At 63.0% G+C, this 16,986-nt stretch carries 18 protein-coding genes; 16 read left to right on the top strand and 2 right to left on the bottom strand.

The window, feature by feature from the left end; all coding sequences use genetic code 11:
- Positions 1-278 precede the first annotated feature (278 nt).
- Genes AC0KWY_RS01180 through AC0KWY_RS01170 form a run of 3 tightly spaced genes read left to right on the top strand, consistent with a single transcriptional unit; the run spans position 279 to position 2,574 of the window.
- A complete protein-coding gene (locus AC0KWY_RS01180) occupies positions 279-731 on the top strand; it encodes a winged helix-turn-helix domain-containing protein (protein WP_474027831.1) in 453 nt (150 codons plus the stop codon).
- Positions 731-2,353 carry a sigma 54-interacting transcriptional regulator gene (locus tag AC0KWY_RS01175; RefSeq protein ID WP_474027830.1) on the top strand — a complete coding sequence of 541 codons (1,623 nt, stop codon included), beginning with the start codon at positions 731-733 and terminating at the stop codon, positions 2,351-2,353. Before AC0KWY_RS01180 ends, AC0KWY_RS01175 begins: the two co-directional genes overlap by 1 nt.
- Positions 2,350-2,574 carry a hypothetical protein gene (locus AC0KWY_RS01170; RefSeq protein ID WP_474027829.1) on the top strand — a complete coding sequence of 75 codons (225 nt, stop codon included), beginning with the start codon at positions 2,350-2,352 and terminating at the stop codon, positions 2,572-2,574. The genes AC0KWY_RS01175 and AC0KWY_RS01170 overlap by 4 nt, the downstream gene beginning before the upstream one ends.
- Here AC0KWY_RS01170 and AC0KWY_RS01165 read toward each other — a convergent pair.
- Complete coding sequence (locus AC0KWY_RS01165; protein WP_474027828.1) at positions 2,565-3,161, bottom strand: hypothetical protein; 597 nt, start codon at positions 3,159-3,161, stop codon at positions 2,565-2,567. The two genes, AC0KWY_RS01170 and AC0KWY_RS01165, sit on opposite strands and share 10 nt — an antisense overlap.
- A gap of 210 nt (positions 3,162-3,371) precedes the next feature.
- Between AC0KWY_RS01165 and phnD the strand changes: the two genes are divergently transcribed.
- The 8 genes from phnD to AC0KWY_RS01125 all read left to right on the top strand — a co-directional run bounded on the left by phnD (position 3,372) and on the right by AC0KWY_RS01125 (position 11,265).
- Positions 3,372-4,226, top strand: coding sequence for a phosphate/phosphite/phosphonate ABC transporter substrate-binding protein (gene phnD / locus AC0KWY_RS01160; RefSeq protein WP_474027827.1), 855 nt, complete (start codon positions 3,372-3,374; stop codon positions 4,224-4,226).
- Between the two features lie 14 nt (positions 4,227-4,240).
- Positions 4,241-5,857 carry a sigma 54-interacting transcriptional regulator gene (locus AC0KWY_RS01155; protein ID WP_474027826.1) on the top strand — a complete coding sequence of 539 codons (1,617 nt, stop codon included), beginning with the start codon at positions 4,241-4,243 and terminating at the stop codon, positions 5,855-5,857.
- Between the two features lie 197 nt (positions 5,858-6,054).
- The gene (gene nifE, locus AC0KWY_RS01150; RefSeq protein WP_474027825.1) at positions 6,055-7,458 is read left to right on the top strand and encodes a nitrogenase iron-molybdenum cofactor biosynthesis protein NifE; all 1,404 of its coding nucleotides are present in this window, start codon (positions 6,055-6,057) and stop codon (positions 7,456-7,458) included.
- 10 nt (positions 7,459-7,468) lie between these two features.
- Entirely contained in the window at positions 7,469-8,860 is a 1,392-nt protein-coding gene (nifN, locus tag AC0KWY_RS01145) for a nitrogenase iron-molybdenum cofactor biosynthesis protein NifN (RefSeq protein WP_474027824.1), read from the top strand.
- Positions 8,861-8,875: 15 nt separating this feature from the next.
- The gene (locus AC0KWY_RS01140; RefSeq protein ID WP_474027823.1) at positions 8,876-9,445 is read left to right on the top strand and encodes a NifB/NifX family molybdenum-iron cluster-binding protein; all 570 of its coding nucleotides are present in this window, start codon (positions 8,876-8,878) and stop codon (positions 9,443-9,445) included.
- Between the two features lie 40 nt (positions 9,446-9,485).
- Complete coding sequence (locus AC0KWY_RS01135) at positions 9,486-9,755, top strand: NifU family protein (RefSeq protein WP_474027822.1); 270 nt, start codon at positions 9,486-9,488, stop codon at positions 9,753-9,755.
- Positions 9,756-9,868: 113 nt separating this feature from the next.
- Positions 9,869-10,219: a hypothetical protein gene (locus AC0KWY_RS01130; protein ID WP_474027821.1), complete on the top strand. Its 351-nt coding sequence runs from the start codon at positions 9,869-9,871 to the stop codon at positions 10,217-10,219.
- A 107-nt stretch (positions 10,220-10,326) separates the two neighbouring features.
- Positions 10,327-11,265, top strand: coding sequence for a hypothetical protein (locus AC0KWY_RS01125; RefSeq protein ID WP_474027820.1), 939 nt, complete (start codon positions 10,327-10,329; stop codon positions 11,263-11,265).
- Between the two features lie 424 nt (positions 11,266-11,689).
- Here AC0KWY_RS01125 and AC0KWY_RS01120 read toward each other — a convergent pair whose 3' ends face one another.
- The gene (locus AC0KWY_RS01120) at positions 11,690-12,715 is read right to left on the bottom strand and encodes an IS110 family RNA-guided transposase (protein WP_474027819.1); all 1,026 of its coding nucleotides are present in this window, start codon (positions 12,713-12,715) and stop codon (positions 11,690-11,692) included.
- A gap of 132 nt (positions 12,716-12,847) precedes the next feature.
- Here AC0KWY_RS01120 and AC0KWY_RS01115 point away from each other — a divergent pair, with 132 nt between their 5' ends.
- From AC0KWY_RS01115 to tnpC, 5 genes are all read left to right on the top strand, one after another.
- On the top strand, positions 12,848-13,798 hold the full coding sequence (locus AC0KWY_RS01115) for a hypothetical protein (protein ID WP_474027818.1): 951 nt from the start codon (positions 12,848-12,850) through the stop codon (positions 13,796-13,798).
- A gap of 83 nt (positions 13,799-13,881) precedes the next feature.
- Positions 13,882-14,286 carry a hypothetical protein gene (locus tag AC0KWY_RS01110; protein ID WP_474027817.1) on the top strand — a complete coding sequence of 135 codons (405 nt, stop codon included), beginning with the start codon at positions 13,882-13,884 and terminating at the stop codon, positions 14,284-14,286.
- A 383-nt stretch (positions 14,287-14,669) separates the two neighbouring features.
- Positions 14,670-15,038: an IS66-like element accessory protein TnpA gene (gene tnpA, locus AC0KWY_RS01105; protein WP_474026109.1), complete on the top strand. Its 369-nt coding sequence runs from the start codon at positions 14,670-14,672 to the stop codon at positions 15,036-15,038.
- Complete coding sequence (tnpB, locus tag AC0KWY_RS01100; RefSeq protein WP_474027816.1) at positions 15,035-15,364, top strand: IS66 family insertion sequence element accessory protein TnpB; 330 nt, start codon at positions 15,035-15,037, stop codon at positions 15,362-15,364. The genes tnpA and tnpB overlap by 4 nt, the downstream gene beginning before the upstream one ends.
- A gap of 62 nt (positions 15,365-15,426) precedes the next feature.
- Positions 15,427-16,950, top strand: coding sequence for an IS66 family transposase (tnpC, locus tag AC0KWY_RS01095; RefSeq protein ID WP_474027815.1), 1,524 nt, complete (start codon positions 15,427-15,429; stop codon positions 16,948-16,950).
- Positions 16,951-16,986: the final 36 nt, after the last annotated feature.

The following is a 16,986-nucleotide window of genomic DNA, read 5'->3' as shown; positions in this document are numbered from 1 at the left end:
GCCCCCCCGAGCGCCGCCATCTGCAGCAGCATCAGGGCGACACCCGCGCTGTACGAAAACGTCAACATCCCCCCTTGAACGAACAAAGTCGTACATCGATCGGCTGCTATTTGCCGATCAGCGCAGCTTCGCGCCCGGTTTCTGCTGGCATCACTCTTGCGTTGATGATGCGGTAACGCCGAAGCTGTTTCGCGCTGCACCTGCGATGCGAGGCAGCAGCCTGGTTGCGTTATATAGTAAAAGATATAATGCATACCTATCCCATCCCAGAGAACGCCATGCCGGATTTTTGCGAGATACATCTGCGCAGTTGCATCACCTTCAAGACGGAAATTGGCGAGCTGCTCAACGAGCCGCGCATCCGCCTGCTGGAAGCGATCGAGAACGAAGGCAGCCTGAGCGGTGCATCGCGCGCCTTGCCGATGTCCTACAAGGCGGCCTGGGATGCCATTCGGCAGATGAACCAGCTCGCCGGTTGCCCGCTGGTGACCCGCACCGTCGGCGGTCGTTGCGGCGGCAGCAGCGTATTGACGGAAAACGGCCGGCGCCTGATCGCTCTTTACCGCTCGGTCGAGATCGAGTGCCAGTTGACGCTGGGCGCGCTGTTCGGACACCTGCAGCGCGGCGGCGCGCCAACCAGTTTCCGCTATCTGTTGCGCCATGCCGGTGATTACCGCCCGCCTTACCCGTCCAATCCGTCGCCGGCGAAACGGAGTACGCGCGAATGCTGATGAACGACCGCCCTCTGGAAGACAGCGCGCCTAACCTCCTACCGGTGATCCGCGAAGAACGCAGCCAGCCACACCTGTGCGAGTTCGATCTCGGCGAATGCCGGACCGATCTGCTGCCGCTGCTCTACGAATTGAGCAGCCTGGCCACCGAGTCCGGTGACCTGACCGATATCCTGAGCGTCCTGCTGCGCCTGATGCGCCGCCACATGAAGGTGGTGCGGGGCATGGTCACGCTGTTCGAACCCGGCTCGGGCAAGATCTACGTGCACCAGAGTTTCGGGCTGACCGACGAAGAAGCCAGCCGCGGCATCTACCATCTCGGCGAAGGCATCGTCGGCCGCGTCGTCGAGAGCGGGCGGGCGATCATCGTCCCCAAGATCAGCGAGGAACCCGGCTTCCTCGACCGCACCGGCAGCCGGCCGCACGCCGCCGACAAGGAAGTCTCCTTCCTCTGCGTGCCGATCATGCGCGGCCGCAAGGTGATGGGCACGATCAGCGCCGAGCGCATCTACGACAACCGGGCGCTGCTCAACCTCGACAGCGAGATCCTCTCCATCCTGGCCGCGACTACCGCCCAGACGATCGAACTCTACCTGCTCGAGAACATCCAGAACGTCGCCCTGGAAAACGAGAACCGGCGGCTCAAGCTGGCGCTCAAATCGCGCTTCAAGCCGGCCAACATCATCGGCAACTCGAAGCCGATGCATGAAGTCTATGGGCTGATCGAGAAGGTCACCCGCTCCAAGACCACCGTCCTCATCCTCGGCGAAAGCGGCGTCGGCAAGGAACTTGTCGCCGGCGCCATCCATGCCAACAGCCCGAACGCCGGCGGCCCCTTCGTCAAGTTCAACTGCGCCGCGCTGCCCGAATCGGTGATCGAAAGCGAACTCTTCGGTCACGAGCGCGGCTCCTTCACCGGCGCCACCAGCCAGCGCCGCGGCCGCTTCGAGGAAGCGGACGGCGGCACCATCTTCCTCGACGAAGTCGGCGAACTGTCGCTCCCCATGCAGGCCAAGCTGTTGCGCGTCCTGCAGGAAAAATCCTTCGAGCGGGTCGGCGGCAACACCACCATCCAGGTCGATATCCGCATCCTCGCCGCCACCAACCGCAAGCTCCTCGACATGGTCGAAAGCGGTGGCTTCCGCGAGGACCTCTACTACCGCCTCAACGTCTTCCCGATCACCATCCCGCCACTACGCGAGCGCGGCAACGACATCATCGCCCTGGCCGACACCTTCGTCTCGAAGTTCTCGGCCGAAACCGGCATCGACGTCCATCGCATCTCGACGCCGGCGATCAACATGCTGATGAGCTACCACTGGCCCGGCAACGTCCGCGAACTGGAAAACGTCATCGAGCGCGCCGTCCTGCTCTGCGAGGATGGCGTCATCCACGGCTACAACCTGCCGCCCTCGCTGCAGGCGCCGGTGGTCGCCGAAGTCAGTTCGGAAGGCGGGCTGGAAGCGCGCCTCAACGCCATCGAATACGAAATGATCGTCGAGGCGCTCAAGCTGCACCACGGCAACATGACCGAAACCGCCGCCCAACTCGGGCTGACCCGGCGCATTCTCGGCCTGCGCATGGCCAAGTACAAACTCGACCACAAGGCCTTCCGCAAATGAAGACACGCGGCATCCAGAACGCCATCAACCGCCTGGCCGGCGCGCGCCGGCTCGGCAGCCCGGCGCTGACCGCGCAGGCCGAACAGGAAGCGCGGCACATCCTGACCCAGGCGCACGCCTGGCTGGCGCGCACGCCGCCGCCCGCCGAAGGCGCCGAAGATCGCCGCACCCCGGTAGCGCAGGCGCTCGAAGTCCTGCAGCAGACCCTGGATCAAGCCTGACGCGCATTCCAGGTGGCCGGCGAGCGCCAGTTTTCCCAGTCCTGGTCGAAAGCCATGCCGTCATCCCCGCGCGGGCCGGCAAATACCCGCCGCAAACGGGCCGCGCCGAGCCGCCGCCCGGGATCGAGTTGCGCGACCTTGGCCAGCACCACCAACGCCGCTTCCTCCTCGCCGAGCCGCGCCAGGTGGTAGGCATACGCCGTCAGCGCCTGCAGCCAGCAGCGCGCATAGGCGTGCCAGGGCGCAAAATCGGCCATTCCGGGATGCACCTCGCGCCAGTCGGCGGGCAGTCCGAGCCGCGTTGACAGCCAATCCAGGCAGGCCAGCGCCCAGTGAGCCGCCTCGCGCGAGCGACGCCGGTAGAAATGGAAACGATAGGCGACGATCCGCGCGCCCAGCGTATCGGGCGCCGCGTCGATGATTTCGCGCAGCAGCGCCTCGCCGCTCTCGCTATCGTTCCAGTGGGCAAAGATCGCCTTCAGCTTGCAACGCATCGCCGGTTCCAGGTGCCTGGCGAACGGGGAAGGTTCCAGGCCGACCACGTTCGAGCTGGCGCGTGACGGCGCGGATGAATCGGCCAATGACATCGGGACTCCATGCCGGAGGAAATGGGAAGTGGCACGGTGCAAGAGGCGGGCCAGCAAAAACCCGGCCGCCAGCGGCAGCGAACGCACCAAAGGGTACACACGGCCCCGCCCGGCGTTCGCGAACGTACAGCCGGCGGCCGTAAGCAGGCCCGCTTGAACGGCAAAACGCGGGTTGGCGCGGATGGAACGAAGCTTGCGTTGTCGAGGACCATGAAATCCCTGACCTGTGGCCTCCTCCCCGGCGAATCGAAGGCGGTTGTCGAACGCAACAACGAGCCCCTGCGCGCCTACCTGCAACACCGCCTCGGCCGGCGCGTCGAACTGGTTGTCGGCAGCAGCTACGTGGCGACCGGCGAAGCGCTGCGCCGGGGCGACCTCGACCTCGCCTACCTCGGGCCGGTGACCTATGTACTGCAGAGCCGCTGCAGCAAGATCATGCCCTTCGTCCGCCCCAACCACGGCGGCGACACCGGGCCGACCTTCAAGGCCGCCATCATCACCGCCATCGACAGCCCGATCACCTGCCTCGAAGAACTGCGCGGTCACGAACTGGCGATGGGCGACCTCGCCTCAACCTCGGCCACCTGGGTACCGCGCCACATGATGCTGGGCGCCGGCCTGCGCCTCGACCGCGACTACCGGCGCGCCGTCCTCGGCACGCACGATGCCGTGGCCGCCGCCGTCGTGGCGCGGCGGGCGGTGGCCGGCACGCTGTCGCTGCCGATCCTGCAGCGCCTGGTCGCGGAAGGCCGGATCGACGGCGGCGCGCTGCGCATCCTCGCCGCGTCGCGGCCGATCCCGGAATACATGTGGACCTTCCGCAGCGGCCTCGACACCGCGCTACGCGAGGAAATCCGCCGCGCCTTCATCAGCCTCGACGATCCCGCCGTGCTCGCCAACTTCCGCGCCGAATCCTTCATTCCGGCGGTCGACGCCGATGTCGACCGGGTCCGTCACTGGATGGAGGAAATCCTGCAGGCCCCCTTGCTGCCGCAGCGCGAACGCAACCACGCGCCGCATGCCGCGAGCCTGTTCGAGTCGAGCGCCGGTCTCGTCACCCATTGAACGGAGCCTTGCCCATGCCCACCACCGCCCAGACCGGCCAGTCGGCCAGCGTGCACGCTTTCGCCGCCCTCGGCGGCGATCCCGGCCTGCGCGAAAGCGCCGACCGCTACTGCGAATGCGGCTTCGGCGAGTGTCGCACCGACTTCCTGCCGCTGCTCTACGAAATGAGCCGGATCGCGACCGAAACCGGCGAACTGAGCAACATCCTGCAAATCCTGCTGCACCTGATGCAACGCCACCTCAAGGTGGTACGCGGCAGCGTCAGCCTCTACGAAGCGGACAGCGGCCAGGTCTTCGTCCATGAGTGCTGCGGCATGACAGCGCCGGAAGCCGAGCAGCAGAACCGGGAGATGGCCGACGTCATCACCCAGGTCGTCGGCGACCGCCAGCCGGTGGTCATTCCCCGCCACGAAACGCTGCCGCTGCCGGGCCAGAAGGCGACGCGCAAGGCGCTCTCCTTCCTCTGCGTTCCCATCCTGCGCGGCAACCGCATCCTCGGCACCATCTGCGCCGAGCGCATCTACGACAACCGCGCCCTGCTCAAGCTCGACGTCGAAATCCTCTCCATCCTCGCCCAGAGCACGGCGCAGGCGGTCGAACTGCACCTCGTCGGCTCGGTCCGGCGTCAGGCGCTGGAAGACGAGAACCGCCGCCTGCGCAACCAGATCGAAGAACGCTTCCGGCCGGCCAACATCATCGGCAACTCGAAGCCGATGCAGGAAGTCTACGCGCTGATCGAAAAGGTCATCCGCTCCAAGACCACCGTCCTCATCCTCGGCGAAAGCGGCGTCGGCAAGGAACTGGTGGCCAGCGCCATCCACTACAGCAGCCCGAACGCCGACGGCCCCTTCGTCAAGTTCAACTGCGCCGCGCTGCCCGAATCGGTGATCGAGAGCGAACTCTTCGGTCACGAGCGCGGTTCCTTCACCGGCGCCACCAACCAGCGCCGCGGCCGTTTCGAAGAAGCCGACGGCGGCACCATCTTCCTCGACGAAGTCGGCGAACTGTCGCTCCCCATGCAGGCCAAGCTATTGCGCGTCCTGCAGGAAAAATCCTTCGAGCGGGTCGGCGGCAACACCACCATCCAGGTCGATATCCGCATCCTCGCCGCCACCAACCGCGACCTCCTCGACATGGTCGCCCAAGGCAGTTTCCGCGAAGACCTCTACTACCGCCTCAACGTCTTCCCGATCACCATCCCGCCGCTGCGCGAACGCGGCAACGACATCGCCGCCCTCGCCCGCGCCTTCGTCAACCGCTTCGTCGCCGACATGGGCATCGACGTGCGCGGCATCGCCACCACCGCCGTCAACCTGCTGATGACCTACCACTGGCCAGGCAACGTGCGCGAACTGGAAAACGTCATCGAGCGCGCGGTGATCCTCGCCGAAGGCAATGAAATCGAAGCCTGCCACCTGCCCCCTTCGCTGCAGACGCCGGTGGTCTCGGAAATCTCCGCCAAGGGCACGCTCGACGCCCGGCTCGCCACCGCCGAATACGAGATGATCGTCGACACCATGAAAGCCAGTCGCGGCAACATGACCGACGCCGCCCGCGCCCTCGGCCTGACGCGCCGCATCCTCGGCCTGCGCATGGCGGAATACAAGCTGAACTACCGCGACTACCGCTGAACCGCTTGGACATCCGGGTAAAACGTACCGCCAGGTCAACGGATTTCCGGAAAGTTCGCAAAAGTACGCCGGCGACGCTCCCGCCGACCGGCGCCAGCCCGCCAAAACCCTCACCAGCCGGCGATCCGCGTCGCCCGACCGGCCATGGCACAGGGCTTGCGATGAAGTGCTCACCCCAGCTTCAACGGAGAACGACAATGACACCGACCGAGATCCAGGCCCTGCAGAACGAACCGGCCTGCAGCCACAACAACCAGGCCAAGTCCGGCTGCGCCCGTCCCACGCCGGGCGCCACGCAAGGCGGTTGCGCCTTCGACGGCGCGCGTAACGCGCTGCTGCCGATCGCCGACGCGGCGCACATCGTGCATGGGCCGATCGGCTGCGCCGGCAGCTCGTGGGACACGCGCGGCACCCGCTCGAGCGGCCCCAACCTGTACCGGGTCGGCATGACCACCGACCTGACCGACGTCGACGTGATCATGGGGCGCGGCGAAAAGCGCCTCTTCCACTCGATCAAGCAGGCCATCGACAGCCACCGCCCGGCGGCGGTCTTCGTCTACACCACCTGCGTCCCGGCGATGCACGGCGACGACGTCGCCGCCACCTGCAAGGCGGCCGCCGAGCGCTGGGGCACGCCGGTGGTACCGGTCGATTGCGCCGGCTTCTACGGCAACAAGAACCTCGGCAACAAGATCGCCGGCGACGTCCTCGTCCGCCACGTCATCGGCAGCCGCGAGCCGGCGCCGGTCAGCCCGGCGGCGCAGCGCCCCGGCATCGTCACGCACGACATCAATCTGATCGGCGAATGGAACGTCGGCGGCGAATTCTGGAACGTCGCGCCACTGTTCGACGAGCTGGGCCTGCGCATTTTGTGCACGCTGTCCGGCGATTCGCGCTTTCGCGAAATCCAGACCATGCACCGCGCCGAAGCCAACATGGTCGTCTGCTCCAAGGCCATGCTGGCGGTCGCCCGGCAGATGCAGGAAAAGTACGGCGCGCCCTTCTTCGAAGGCAGCTTCTACGGCGTTGCCGACACCTCCGAAGCGCTGCGCGGCTTCGCCCGGCTGCTCGGCGACGCCGACCTGAGCGCCCGCACCGAAGCCCTGATCGCCCGCGAGGAAGCCCGCGTCAAGGCCGAAATCACGCGCCTGCGCGACCAGCTGGCCGGCAAGCGGGTGCTGATCTTCACCGGCGGCTACAAATCCTGGTCCTTCGTCTCGGCGATGCAGGAAATGGGCATGACCGTGGTCGCCACCGGCACCGAGAAATCGACCGCGGAAGACAAGGAACGCATCCGCGAACTGATGGGCCCGGACGCCCGCATGATCAGCGACAACGACCAGACCGCGCTGCTCCGCATCTTCCGCGAGACGCGCGCCGACATCCTGCTCGCCGGCGACCGCTACATCTACCCGACGCTCAAATCGCGCGTTCCCTTCCTCGACATCGACCATGTGCGCGACATCGGCTACGCCGGCTACAACGGCATGATCGAACTCGGACGGCGCGTCGCCGGCGCGCTGGCCAGCCCGATCTGGGCGCAGGTGCGCAGCCCCGCCCCGTGGCAGGCGGCACGCGAAGCCGAAGCGCTGGCCGCCTGAGGAGAAGACGATGGCCAAGGTCCGACTCTCCGGCAAGCCGCTCTCGGTCAACCCGCTCAAGGTCAGCCAGCCGGTCGGCGCCTCGCTCGCCTTCCTCGGCCTGGCGCGGACGATGCCGCTGGAACACGGCGCGCGCGGCTGCACCTCGTTCAACAAGCTGTTCTTCATGCGCCACTTCCGCGAGCCGATCCCGCTCCAGACGACGGCGATGGACCACGTCGCCACCGTGCTCGGCGCCGACAGCAACGTCATCGAAGCGCTGACCACGATCGCCGACAAGAACCGGCCGGAAATCATCGGCCTGATCACCACCGGCCTCTCCGAAACCCAGGGCAGCGACATCGACGGCACCCTCAAACTGTTCCGCCGCGACTACCCGGAACTGCGCGAGATGGCTGTCGTCCCCTGCAACGCCACCGACACGCTGGGCTGCCTGGAAACCGGTTTCGCGCTGGCGGTGCGGGCGATGGTCGAACACCTGGTGCCGTTCAGCCATCACCCCGGGCGCCGGCCACGCCAGGTCAACCTGCTCGCCTCGTCGATGCTGACGCCCGGCGACATCGAGGCGATCAAGGAATGGATCGCCGCCTTCGGCCTGACCTGCATCGCCCTGCCCGACATCGCCGATTCGCTCGACGGCCACCTGGTGGACGCCGGCTACCTGACGCTCACCTACGGCGGTACCGCGCTCGACGACATCGGCCACCTCGGCGAATCGGCGGCAACGCTGGTGATCGGCCCCTCGCTCGGCCAGGCCGCCGACCTGCTGCACGAGAAGACCGGCGTTCCAGATTACCGTTTCGACGGGCTGATGGGACTGCACGACTGCGACAACTTCATCCAGACCCTGAGCCGGATTTCCGGCTGGGCGGTACCCTCGACCATCGCCCGCCAGCGCGCCCAATTGCAGGACGCCATGGTCGACTGTCACTTCAGCCTCGCCGACGTGGCGGTGGCGATCGCCGGCGACTGCGACCTGCTGGGCAGCCTCGGCCGCTACCTGCACGACCTCGGGATGCGCCTCGGTACCGTCGTCGCCTCCGCCAACTCGCCGCGCCTTGCCAGCCTGCCGACCGAGGAAGTCATCGTCGGCGACCTCGAGGAACTGGAAAACGGCGCCGCTGCCGGCCAGGCCCGCCTGCTGGTCGCCAACTCGCACGGCGCCGAACTGGCGACGCGCCTCGACCTGCCCCTGCTGCGCGCCGGCTTCCCGCTCTACGACAACGTCGGCGGCCATGCCCGCGTCTGGGTCGGCTATCGCGGCAGCCGGCAGACCATATTCGAGATCACCAACCTCCTGCTCGCCCGGCAACGGGAAATCCCAGCTTACCGTTCCATCTACTGGCAGGGCACGGCGCGTGAATTCGAAACCGCCGGCCCGGCCGCCCCCTGCATCGTCTGACACGGAGCACCAAGCATGTTGCGCATCGCTTTCGCATCCACCGACAACGAACACGTCAATACCCATTTCGGCGCCGCCGAGCGCTTCGTCATCTACGACGTCTCGCCCGGCGAAGCCGAACTGGTCGGCGTCGGCGAATTCGCCGCCGCCGTCATGAAGGGCGAGAACAAGGACAAGGGCCTGCCGCGCGACCAGCAAGGCGTGTCCACCATGTTCATCCCGCAGGCCGAAGACTACCCGCCGCATCCGCCGGAAAAACCGCCCGAAGACAAGGTCGTCGCCAAGCTCGAATTCCTTGCCGGCTGCGCCGCCGTCTACGCCGCCTCGATCGGCGCCTCGTCGATCAAGCGACTGATGGCCGCCAACATCCAGCCGATCATCGTCGACCACGGCCACGAAGTTCTCGACCTGCTCAACGAAGTCAGCCTGGCGCTGGTCTACGGCGGTCTGTCCTGGGTCGACCGCGCCCGGGCGCGCGCCGAAACCCGCTCGCCCGACCGCTTCGACCGGATGGAACAGGAAGGCTGGCCGGGCAACGCGCCCGAGCGGCACAAGCTGATCGCCTCCGAAGACGAACTGGTCTGACGACGCCCCGCCGCCGACTCCCCTTTGCCGAGGAAGCACCATGAACGAAGAACAGCCCCAGCCCGCCGGCACCATGCCCGACCCGGAAACCCTGCGCGCCACCTGCCTGGCCGTGCTGGAACAAATCCGCCCCGGCATCCGCCGCGACGGCGGCGACATCGCCCTGGTCAACATTACCGGCGACCGCATCTTCCTCCGCCTGAGCGGCGCCTGCACCACCTGCAGCCTGGCCGGCCAGACCCTCGGCGGTGTCCGCCGCGAACTGGTCAAAGCCCTCGGCTGGCCCGTCCGCGTCGTGCCGGCAAGCTGAATCCGCTTCCCGGCGGGCGAGGAAAAGCAATTTCAGCGCGGGCAGCCAGCGACGCTTGCGCCCTATGCACTCGTCAATTAATCTGACGCTTCCTTCTTCCCGGCCTCCACCCCATGCCCGCCGGTCATCGAATCAGCAGCGCCGCCATCAAGCGCCTCCCTCCTGGCGCACCGGGCACCAAACGCCTCGTCGAACGCTACGGCGATGCCCTGCTCTGCGTCCGCTACCGCCACGACCCACAGCGCAACCTGCGCCTCACCACCGTCGAACTGCTCGTCGAAGAACGCCCACGCAAACCCGAAAAAACCGCCTGGGTACGCATCGCCTACAGCGAAACCGAACTACGCCAACGCATCAAGGCAGCCGGCGGCACCTGGCATCCGGAACGCAAACTCTGGCAGCTACCGCTCAAGGCAATTAAATCGATGAAGCTCGATATGCGGGTGGTGAGCGATGCCCAGTAACAGATACTCCGTTGCATCCAGTAATGGAAACATCTATCCACATGCGGCCATAAACTGCCGGATATGGATATTTTTGACTGATGTACACCTCTAGTTAGGCATATCAGATGAGCGAATGGAAAAAATTTAAAGTTGGGGTTCCTGCGGAAAAGGGATTTAACCCTGATTGTGTTCGGTTCGACTCAGTGAGCCACACAAGTCACATTGGCTCGGCCATCAGCATAATTGAGGCTGGTGAAATCCGACCGTCCCTTGTATTTGATGAATCAAAACTAAATGACCAACGCATTCTGGTGAGTTGGCTTTCGCCAAATCACTGGTCTACTGGATACAGGTATGGGAACGTCCGTTTCGACTTTTCGTTCCACGACCTCATTGAAGGAAAGCGTTACTACTGGGTTGAGTCCATTGCCTACAAAATTAGTGCATGTCGAATCCTCATCACCGATATAGACCGTGATTCCCAACTTGAGCCTTATGACCCAACATTGAAAAATGGTCCATGGTGGTTCGACTCAGCCAATAATCAGCACTACTTCAACAATAATCATTGCCTCGAATTTATGATTGAGGCACCAATCACACTCGAACACCTGTGCAATTTTGATTTTGTCGACCATCACTCATCATATTGCTCAGTTCACCGGAAGAACCCGAAAAAATGCTTCGAGCTTGGCCTTAACTCATCCAAAGGTGGTGCTCTCTTTATAACCAGAGCTGCGGTTGCAGGAACAGACCTATCACCCATATCTGAATATTTGGTGAGAGAGAACGGAAAACCCACAAACTCGCTTGAATTTGCATTCAACGATTTCGCATTCCGGATTTCAAGAAAGGTCAAATTCTCCGGGGAACTGACTCAGGATTCCGAGTACAGCATAGCGGTCGCTCGGGCAATCATGTCTGCCTTTACATTTGGTTCTACAGAAGAAGCAAAGCTCCTTTGTGGCATGTTTCAGGATGAAGATAGTTTTGCAGCGGCAGTGGCGATGGTCATTGCCGAAACTGTTGGTCTTCCTGACTGGGCGCCTCTAGTTAATGCCTAACATGGCGCTCAACCTCGCTCCCTTCGGTCGCTGGACGCTGCGCGATAATGCCGCGCAGCGCCGGTTAGCTCTACTACAAGGGCTTCCCCGTTTTCCGCAAGCGCAAGCGACGTTCTGAAGTTTTATCGTTTCATTCCTGATCCAGTTTTCCTGCGATTCATTCCTGCCGTGTCGGTGCGAGAAGGTGAAGGACTGCGGTACTACAACCGGTCATGTTGGGCTTTTGCCCGGACCCTGATGAAAGACGCGCGCGGGGGCCTCATTCGTTAGCCGAGAGTGACTTCCTCTCCTGGAGGTAATCAGGCTCTCCCCGCGCGGGTCCAACCCGCTTCACATCAACGCTGGCAGTGCTTCGCTGGTCTTTGGCTGCCAGCGATCAGCCGGTGATTCCTTTCCCGTTTTTCCCTGCAGACGATTTTGTGGTTCAGGCAGTCTCTTCGATGCGTCGGAAATCGTCGCCGTAGTGCAATACCGCCCAGGCGAGCCGCAGGTTCTTGGCGGCGATGGCAACCGCTGCTTTCCAGTAACCCCGTCGTTCGACCAGATTTCTGGCCCAGCGACTGAAGCGATCCTGCTTGTCGCCCAGTCCGGCGAGAACGGCGCGGGCGCCCATGACGAGCAGACTGCGCAGGTAGGCGTCGCCCGCCTTGGTGATCCTGCCCAAGCGGGCCTTGCCGCCACTGCTGCATTGGCCGGGAACGAGCCCGGCCCAGGCGGCGAGTTGCCGACCGTTCTTGAAGTCGTGGCCGCCGCCCAGGCTGGCAACCAGGGCGCTGGCCGTGGTCGGGCCGATGCCGGGGAGTTGCATGAGTTGCCGGCTTCTGGCGTCCTGGCGGGCAGCCTGGGCAATGGCTTTGTCGTATTCCTCGATGCGTTCATTCAGGCGGTCGGCGTGAGCCAGCAGGTCGCCGACACAACGGTTGGCCCAACCGGGGAGTGCTTCGAGATGGGCACCGATTTCCCGGCGCAGGCGTTCGACTTTCTGCGGCAGGACGATGCCGAATTCACTGATCAGGCCGCGCAAGCGGTTGTAGAGCGCGGTGCGTTCTTCGACAAAGCCTTGCCGGGTACGATGCAGGCAGAGGATGGCTTGTTGATCGACGTCCTTGACCGGCACGAAGCGCATGTTGGGCCGGGTGACGGCTTCGCAGATGGCGGCAGCGTCGGCCGCGTCGTTCTTCCCGCGTTTGCCGCTCATCCGGTACGGCGCCACGAACTTCGGGGCCATCAGTTTGACGGTGTGGCCGAAGCGGCTGAACTCCCTTGCCCAGTAATGCGCGCCGGAACAGGCTTCCATGCCGATCAGGCAGGGCGGCAGGTGGGCAACCATTTCCAGCAATTGGCTGCGAGCCACCCTGGGCTTGATGAAAACCGCTTTGCCACTCTGGTCAACGCCATGCAAAGCGAATACATTCTTGGCGAGATCGATGCCGACGGTGACAATATCCATGGACTTCCCCTTTCGAGCGAATGATTTGGTGTGGAAACTTAATCATGGCAGCTACCGCTGCACGCGGCTTCCGCCGCTACCTCGGGACGGGGAAGTCCCTTTCATTCGTTGGACCTCTTAGGCTGAGCGCATATGCAAGAGAAGCTACTTCTACTCACATCGAAACAAGTTGCCCGTCGATTGACCGAGGTATTTGATTTCGTATGGCCCACTGCCACAGCAATCTGGAATCTCCGGTGGCAAGTGGCTGGCTATGTCTCCGCATCTCCTGCTGCCACCGATAGCGAATTGGCTGGGCGCTTTGTCGCTGGGAGCGATATTCGAGGAGCCAATTTGCGCCGGTCTTGCATTGATTCGTCGTGGGAGGATCAACAGCAGGAATTTGCACGCTTTCTACTGTTCGAGTTTTGCTCCCTATACGAAGCTTGGTGCGAAGGTACCCTCAATGAACTCGGCGCTACCGCATCGCTATCGAAACATCTGCAATTTCCAACAACATTTACAAACGGCGCCCCGTCAAAGGGTCTTCGCCATGCTGTCAATTCGATAGTGCAAGGTGGTTCGCCGATCATGGCTGGGGCGATCTATCCTGCTATTGCCACGAACAAGAAGAACTCGCCCCTGCATATCGAGCAACTCTTGGTTTGCTATCGCTATTTCAAAGAGGCGAGAAACTCCCTCGTCCACGCCGGCGGTAGCACATCAAATCACTTTGTTTCGGCAGAAGCAGCATATAACCAGCTTACACCCGCGCAAGTAGGACTCAAGGAAGTGCCGGTTATCAATGGGCACACGGCGGGAAGTCCGATAAAAATCAGCCTTCGCGGTGTTGTCGGCTTCGGGGACATTGTTCTTCGCCTTGTATCAACGCTTGATGCTGAGTTCTCCAAGTCCCCCGGGGCCGAACACGCTTTCTTGCAGCGTTGGCGGGCATGTCACGGAGGCCCACCCATTCAGGTTTCGGCCAATCCGAACTCATGTCGTGATCGAATCAAGCGACTTGTGCGGAAATTGGATCTTCCGACTCCGACGGTTACTGCTCAGTTTGAAACTTGGCTCCGAAACAAACAATGCATCGTCTAATTTCGCGAGGCCCAACCCATCATTCCACCGGACCTGCGCGAAAAGCCGCGCAGGTCCGGTGAATTCAAACGTTAGACCTCACCATGTCTCGCGCCCCACTTTTTGCCATCGATGATCCAGTAGAGCTTCTGGCGCTGTCTCGGCTCATCTTGGATGCCAAGTTTCAAACCGAACTACGCGACCAAGATCTCTGGGGTAGCCCATATGTCCACGCGCTTGCGATGCGCGCCGACGAAGCTCTTCTTCAATCCTATAAGGGCGAGAAGAAAGACAACCTCATCAAGAACCATCTTGAGTGGCGAGCCTCGCTTCCAAAAAATCCCTTTGTCCTTGCTGCCGTTCGATTACGTCTGAAAGAGACCATAAAAAGTACCTGGTGGCACGAGCAGTCGGTGGAAGGTAAGCTTGCCTTTCTAAAAGGCTGCGTCGCACCGTACCAACCTGATGACCAATTTCTTCTTGGGCTTATCAATGAAGCTGAGGTCTAACATTTCGGTCAAAGCGCAGCCTTCGGCTGCTGGGACGTCCCGCAAGCGGGCCGCCCCTTACCTAAAACTACAAGGGCTTCCCCGTTTTCCGCAAGCGACGTTCTGAATTTTTATCGTTTCATTCCTGATCCTGTTTTCCTGCGATTCATCGATTCCCTGCCGTGTCGGTGCGAGAAGGTGAAGGACTGCGGTACTACAACCGGTCATGTTGGGCTTTTGCCCGGACCCTGATGAAAGACGCGCGCGGGGGCCTCATTCGTTAGCCGAGAGTGACTTCCTCTCCTGGAGCTAATCAGGCGTAAGCGCCCGGCAAACCCATCTGTAAATTGACGCGTTAGACCGCGAAGATCGTGTCCCCTTAAAGACGATGGTGGACACTTTCGATGGAAATCCAGAAGCCAAGTCGGCGCAGGCGGCATCACCCGGAGGAATTCAAGCTGGCGGTGATTGAGGCGTGCTGTGAACCTGGCGCCTCGGTCGCCGGCATTGCCATGGCCAATGGCGTTAACGCCAATCAGGTCCGGCGCTGGATGCGTGAGCGCGGTATCGAACCGCCGACACGACGTGTTGCGATGCCTGTGCTCGAAGCGACGCCGGCACCGGCCTTCGTGCAATTGCCGATGGCCCCGGCTATGCCGACATTGGGAGATATCCGGATCGAAGTCCGCCGGGGCAACACCGCGATCAAGCTCGACTGGCCGGCCCAGGCCGCCGGCGATTGTGCCGCCTGGTTGATCGACTGGCTGCGATGATCCGGGTCGATGCCTTGTGGCTGTCGACCCGGCCGCTCGACATGCGGGCAGGAACGGAAACGGTCCTGGCCCAGGTCGTGCGGACCTTCGGCGAGGCGCAGCCACACCATGCCTATCTCTTTGCCAACCGCCGCGGAACCCGTCTGAAGGTGCTGGTGCATGATGGCTACGGCGTCTGGCTGGCCAACCGTCGTCTGAACCAGGGGCGGTTTCAGCTTCGCGCCGGCGATGGCCGCGTCGCCCTGACCCGGGGGCAATTCGATGCGCTGATGCTTGGCCTGCCGTGGGAACGTCTGGCCGATGGCGGGGTGATCCGGGTTTTATGACCGTCCACCATTGGGGAAGTCCACGATAGTCAGTTCGTCTTGCTGGCGGCATGATGTCGGTCATGACCTTGCCCGCCAACCTCGATCAACTGACCGCCGACGAACTGCGCGAACTGGTACGCCAGCAAGCGGCAGCCATCACGCACAAGGATCGCGAACTCAACTGGCGCAAGATCAAGATCGACAAGCTGACGCATGAAGTCGCGTACTACAAGCGCCACTACTTCGGCATCAAGGCCGAACGCATGCCGGTTGAACAAGGGCAACTGTTTGAAGAAACCCTCGCCGCCGACATGGCGGCGATCACCGAAGAACTCGAGCAGCTTTCCGAATCGAAACCGAAGGGCCAGGCCAAGCGCCAGCCCTTGCCGCCGGAACTGCCGCGCACCGAAATCCGCCACGAACCGGACTCGACCACCTGTACCTGCGGCTGCCAGATGCAACGCATCGGCGAAGATATCGCCGAGAAGCTGGACTACACGCCCGGCACCTTTACGGTCGAACGTCACATCCGCGGCAAGTGGGCCTGCAAGCAATGTGAAACGCTGATCCAGGCCCCGGTGCCCGCCCAGGTGATCGACAAGGGCATTCCGACCGCCGGTCTGCTCGCCCATGTGCTGATCGCCAAGTACCTAGATCACCTGCCGTTGTACCGTCAGGAAGGGATCTTCGGCCGGGCCGGTCTGCCGATCCCGCAATCGACCCTGGCCGAGTGGGTCGGCCGGATGGGCATCACCCTGCAACCCCTGGTCGATGCCCTGAAGGCCGAGATGCTGAGCTACCCGGTGCTGCATGCCGACGAAACACCGGTGGCGATGCTCGACCCCGGCGCCGGCAAGACGCATCGGGCCTACCTGTGGTCCTACAGCATCGGCGCCTTCGAACCGATCAAGGCCGTCATCTACGATTTCGCCGACAGCCGGGCCGGCAAGCATGCCCAGGAATTCCTCGGCACCTGGCGCGGCACACTCGTCTGCGACGATTATGCAGGCTACAAGGCGCTGATCGCCGACGGCGTGACCGAAGCCGGCTGCATGGCGCATGCACGCCGCAAATTCTTCGATCTGCACGCCAACAACCAGAGCCAGATTGCCCAGCAGGCGCTGGCCTACATTCAGAAGCTCTACCAGGTGGAGCGGGAAGTTGCTGAACTGAGCCCGGACGAACGGCGACGAATCCGTCAGGCGCAGGCCAAACCGATTCTGGATGAATTCCACGACTGGCTGACCCGGCACCGATTGCAGGTGCCCAACGGATCATCGACCGCCAAAGCGATCGATTACAGCCTCAAACGCTGGACCGCGCTCGTTCATTACGCCGACGACGGTCAGGTGCCGATCGACAACAACTGGATCGAGAACCGCATCCGCCCGATTGCCACGGGCCGGAAGAACTGGCTATTCGCCGGCAGCCTGCGCGCCGGCAAACGGGCGGCGGCCATCATGAGCCTGATCCAGTCCGCCAAGCTCAACGGCCACGATCCCTTCCTCTATCTCAAAGACATCTTGACTCGCCTGCCGACGCAGCCCAACAGTCGGATCGGCGAGTTGCTGCCGCATCGCTGGAAGCCAGAAACCGCCGCCTGAATCAGAAATCAACCTGGGTTCGCCGGGCGCTTACAA

It is taken from the genome of Azonexus sp. MM2026_4, assembly GCF_055901855.1.
Note: the sequence above shows the minus strand (reverse complement) of the source record. Positions and strands in the feature narration are given on the sequence as shown.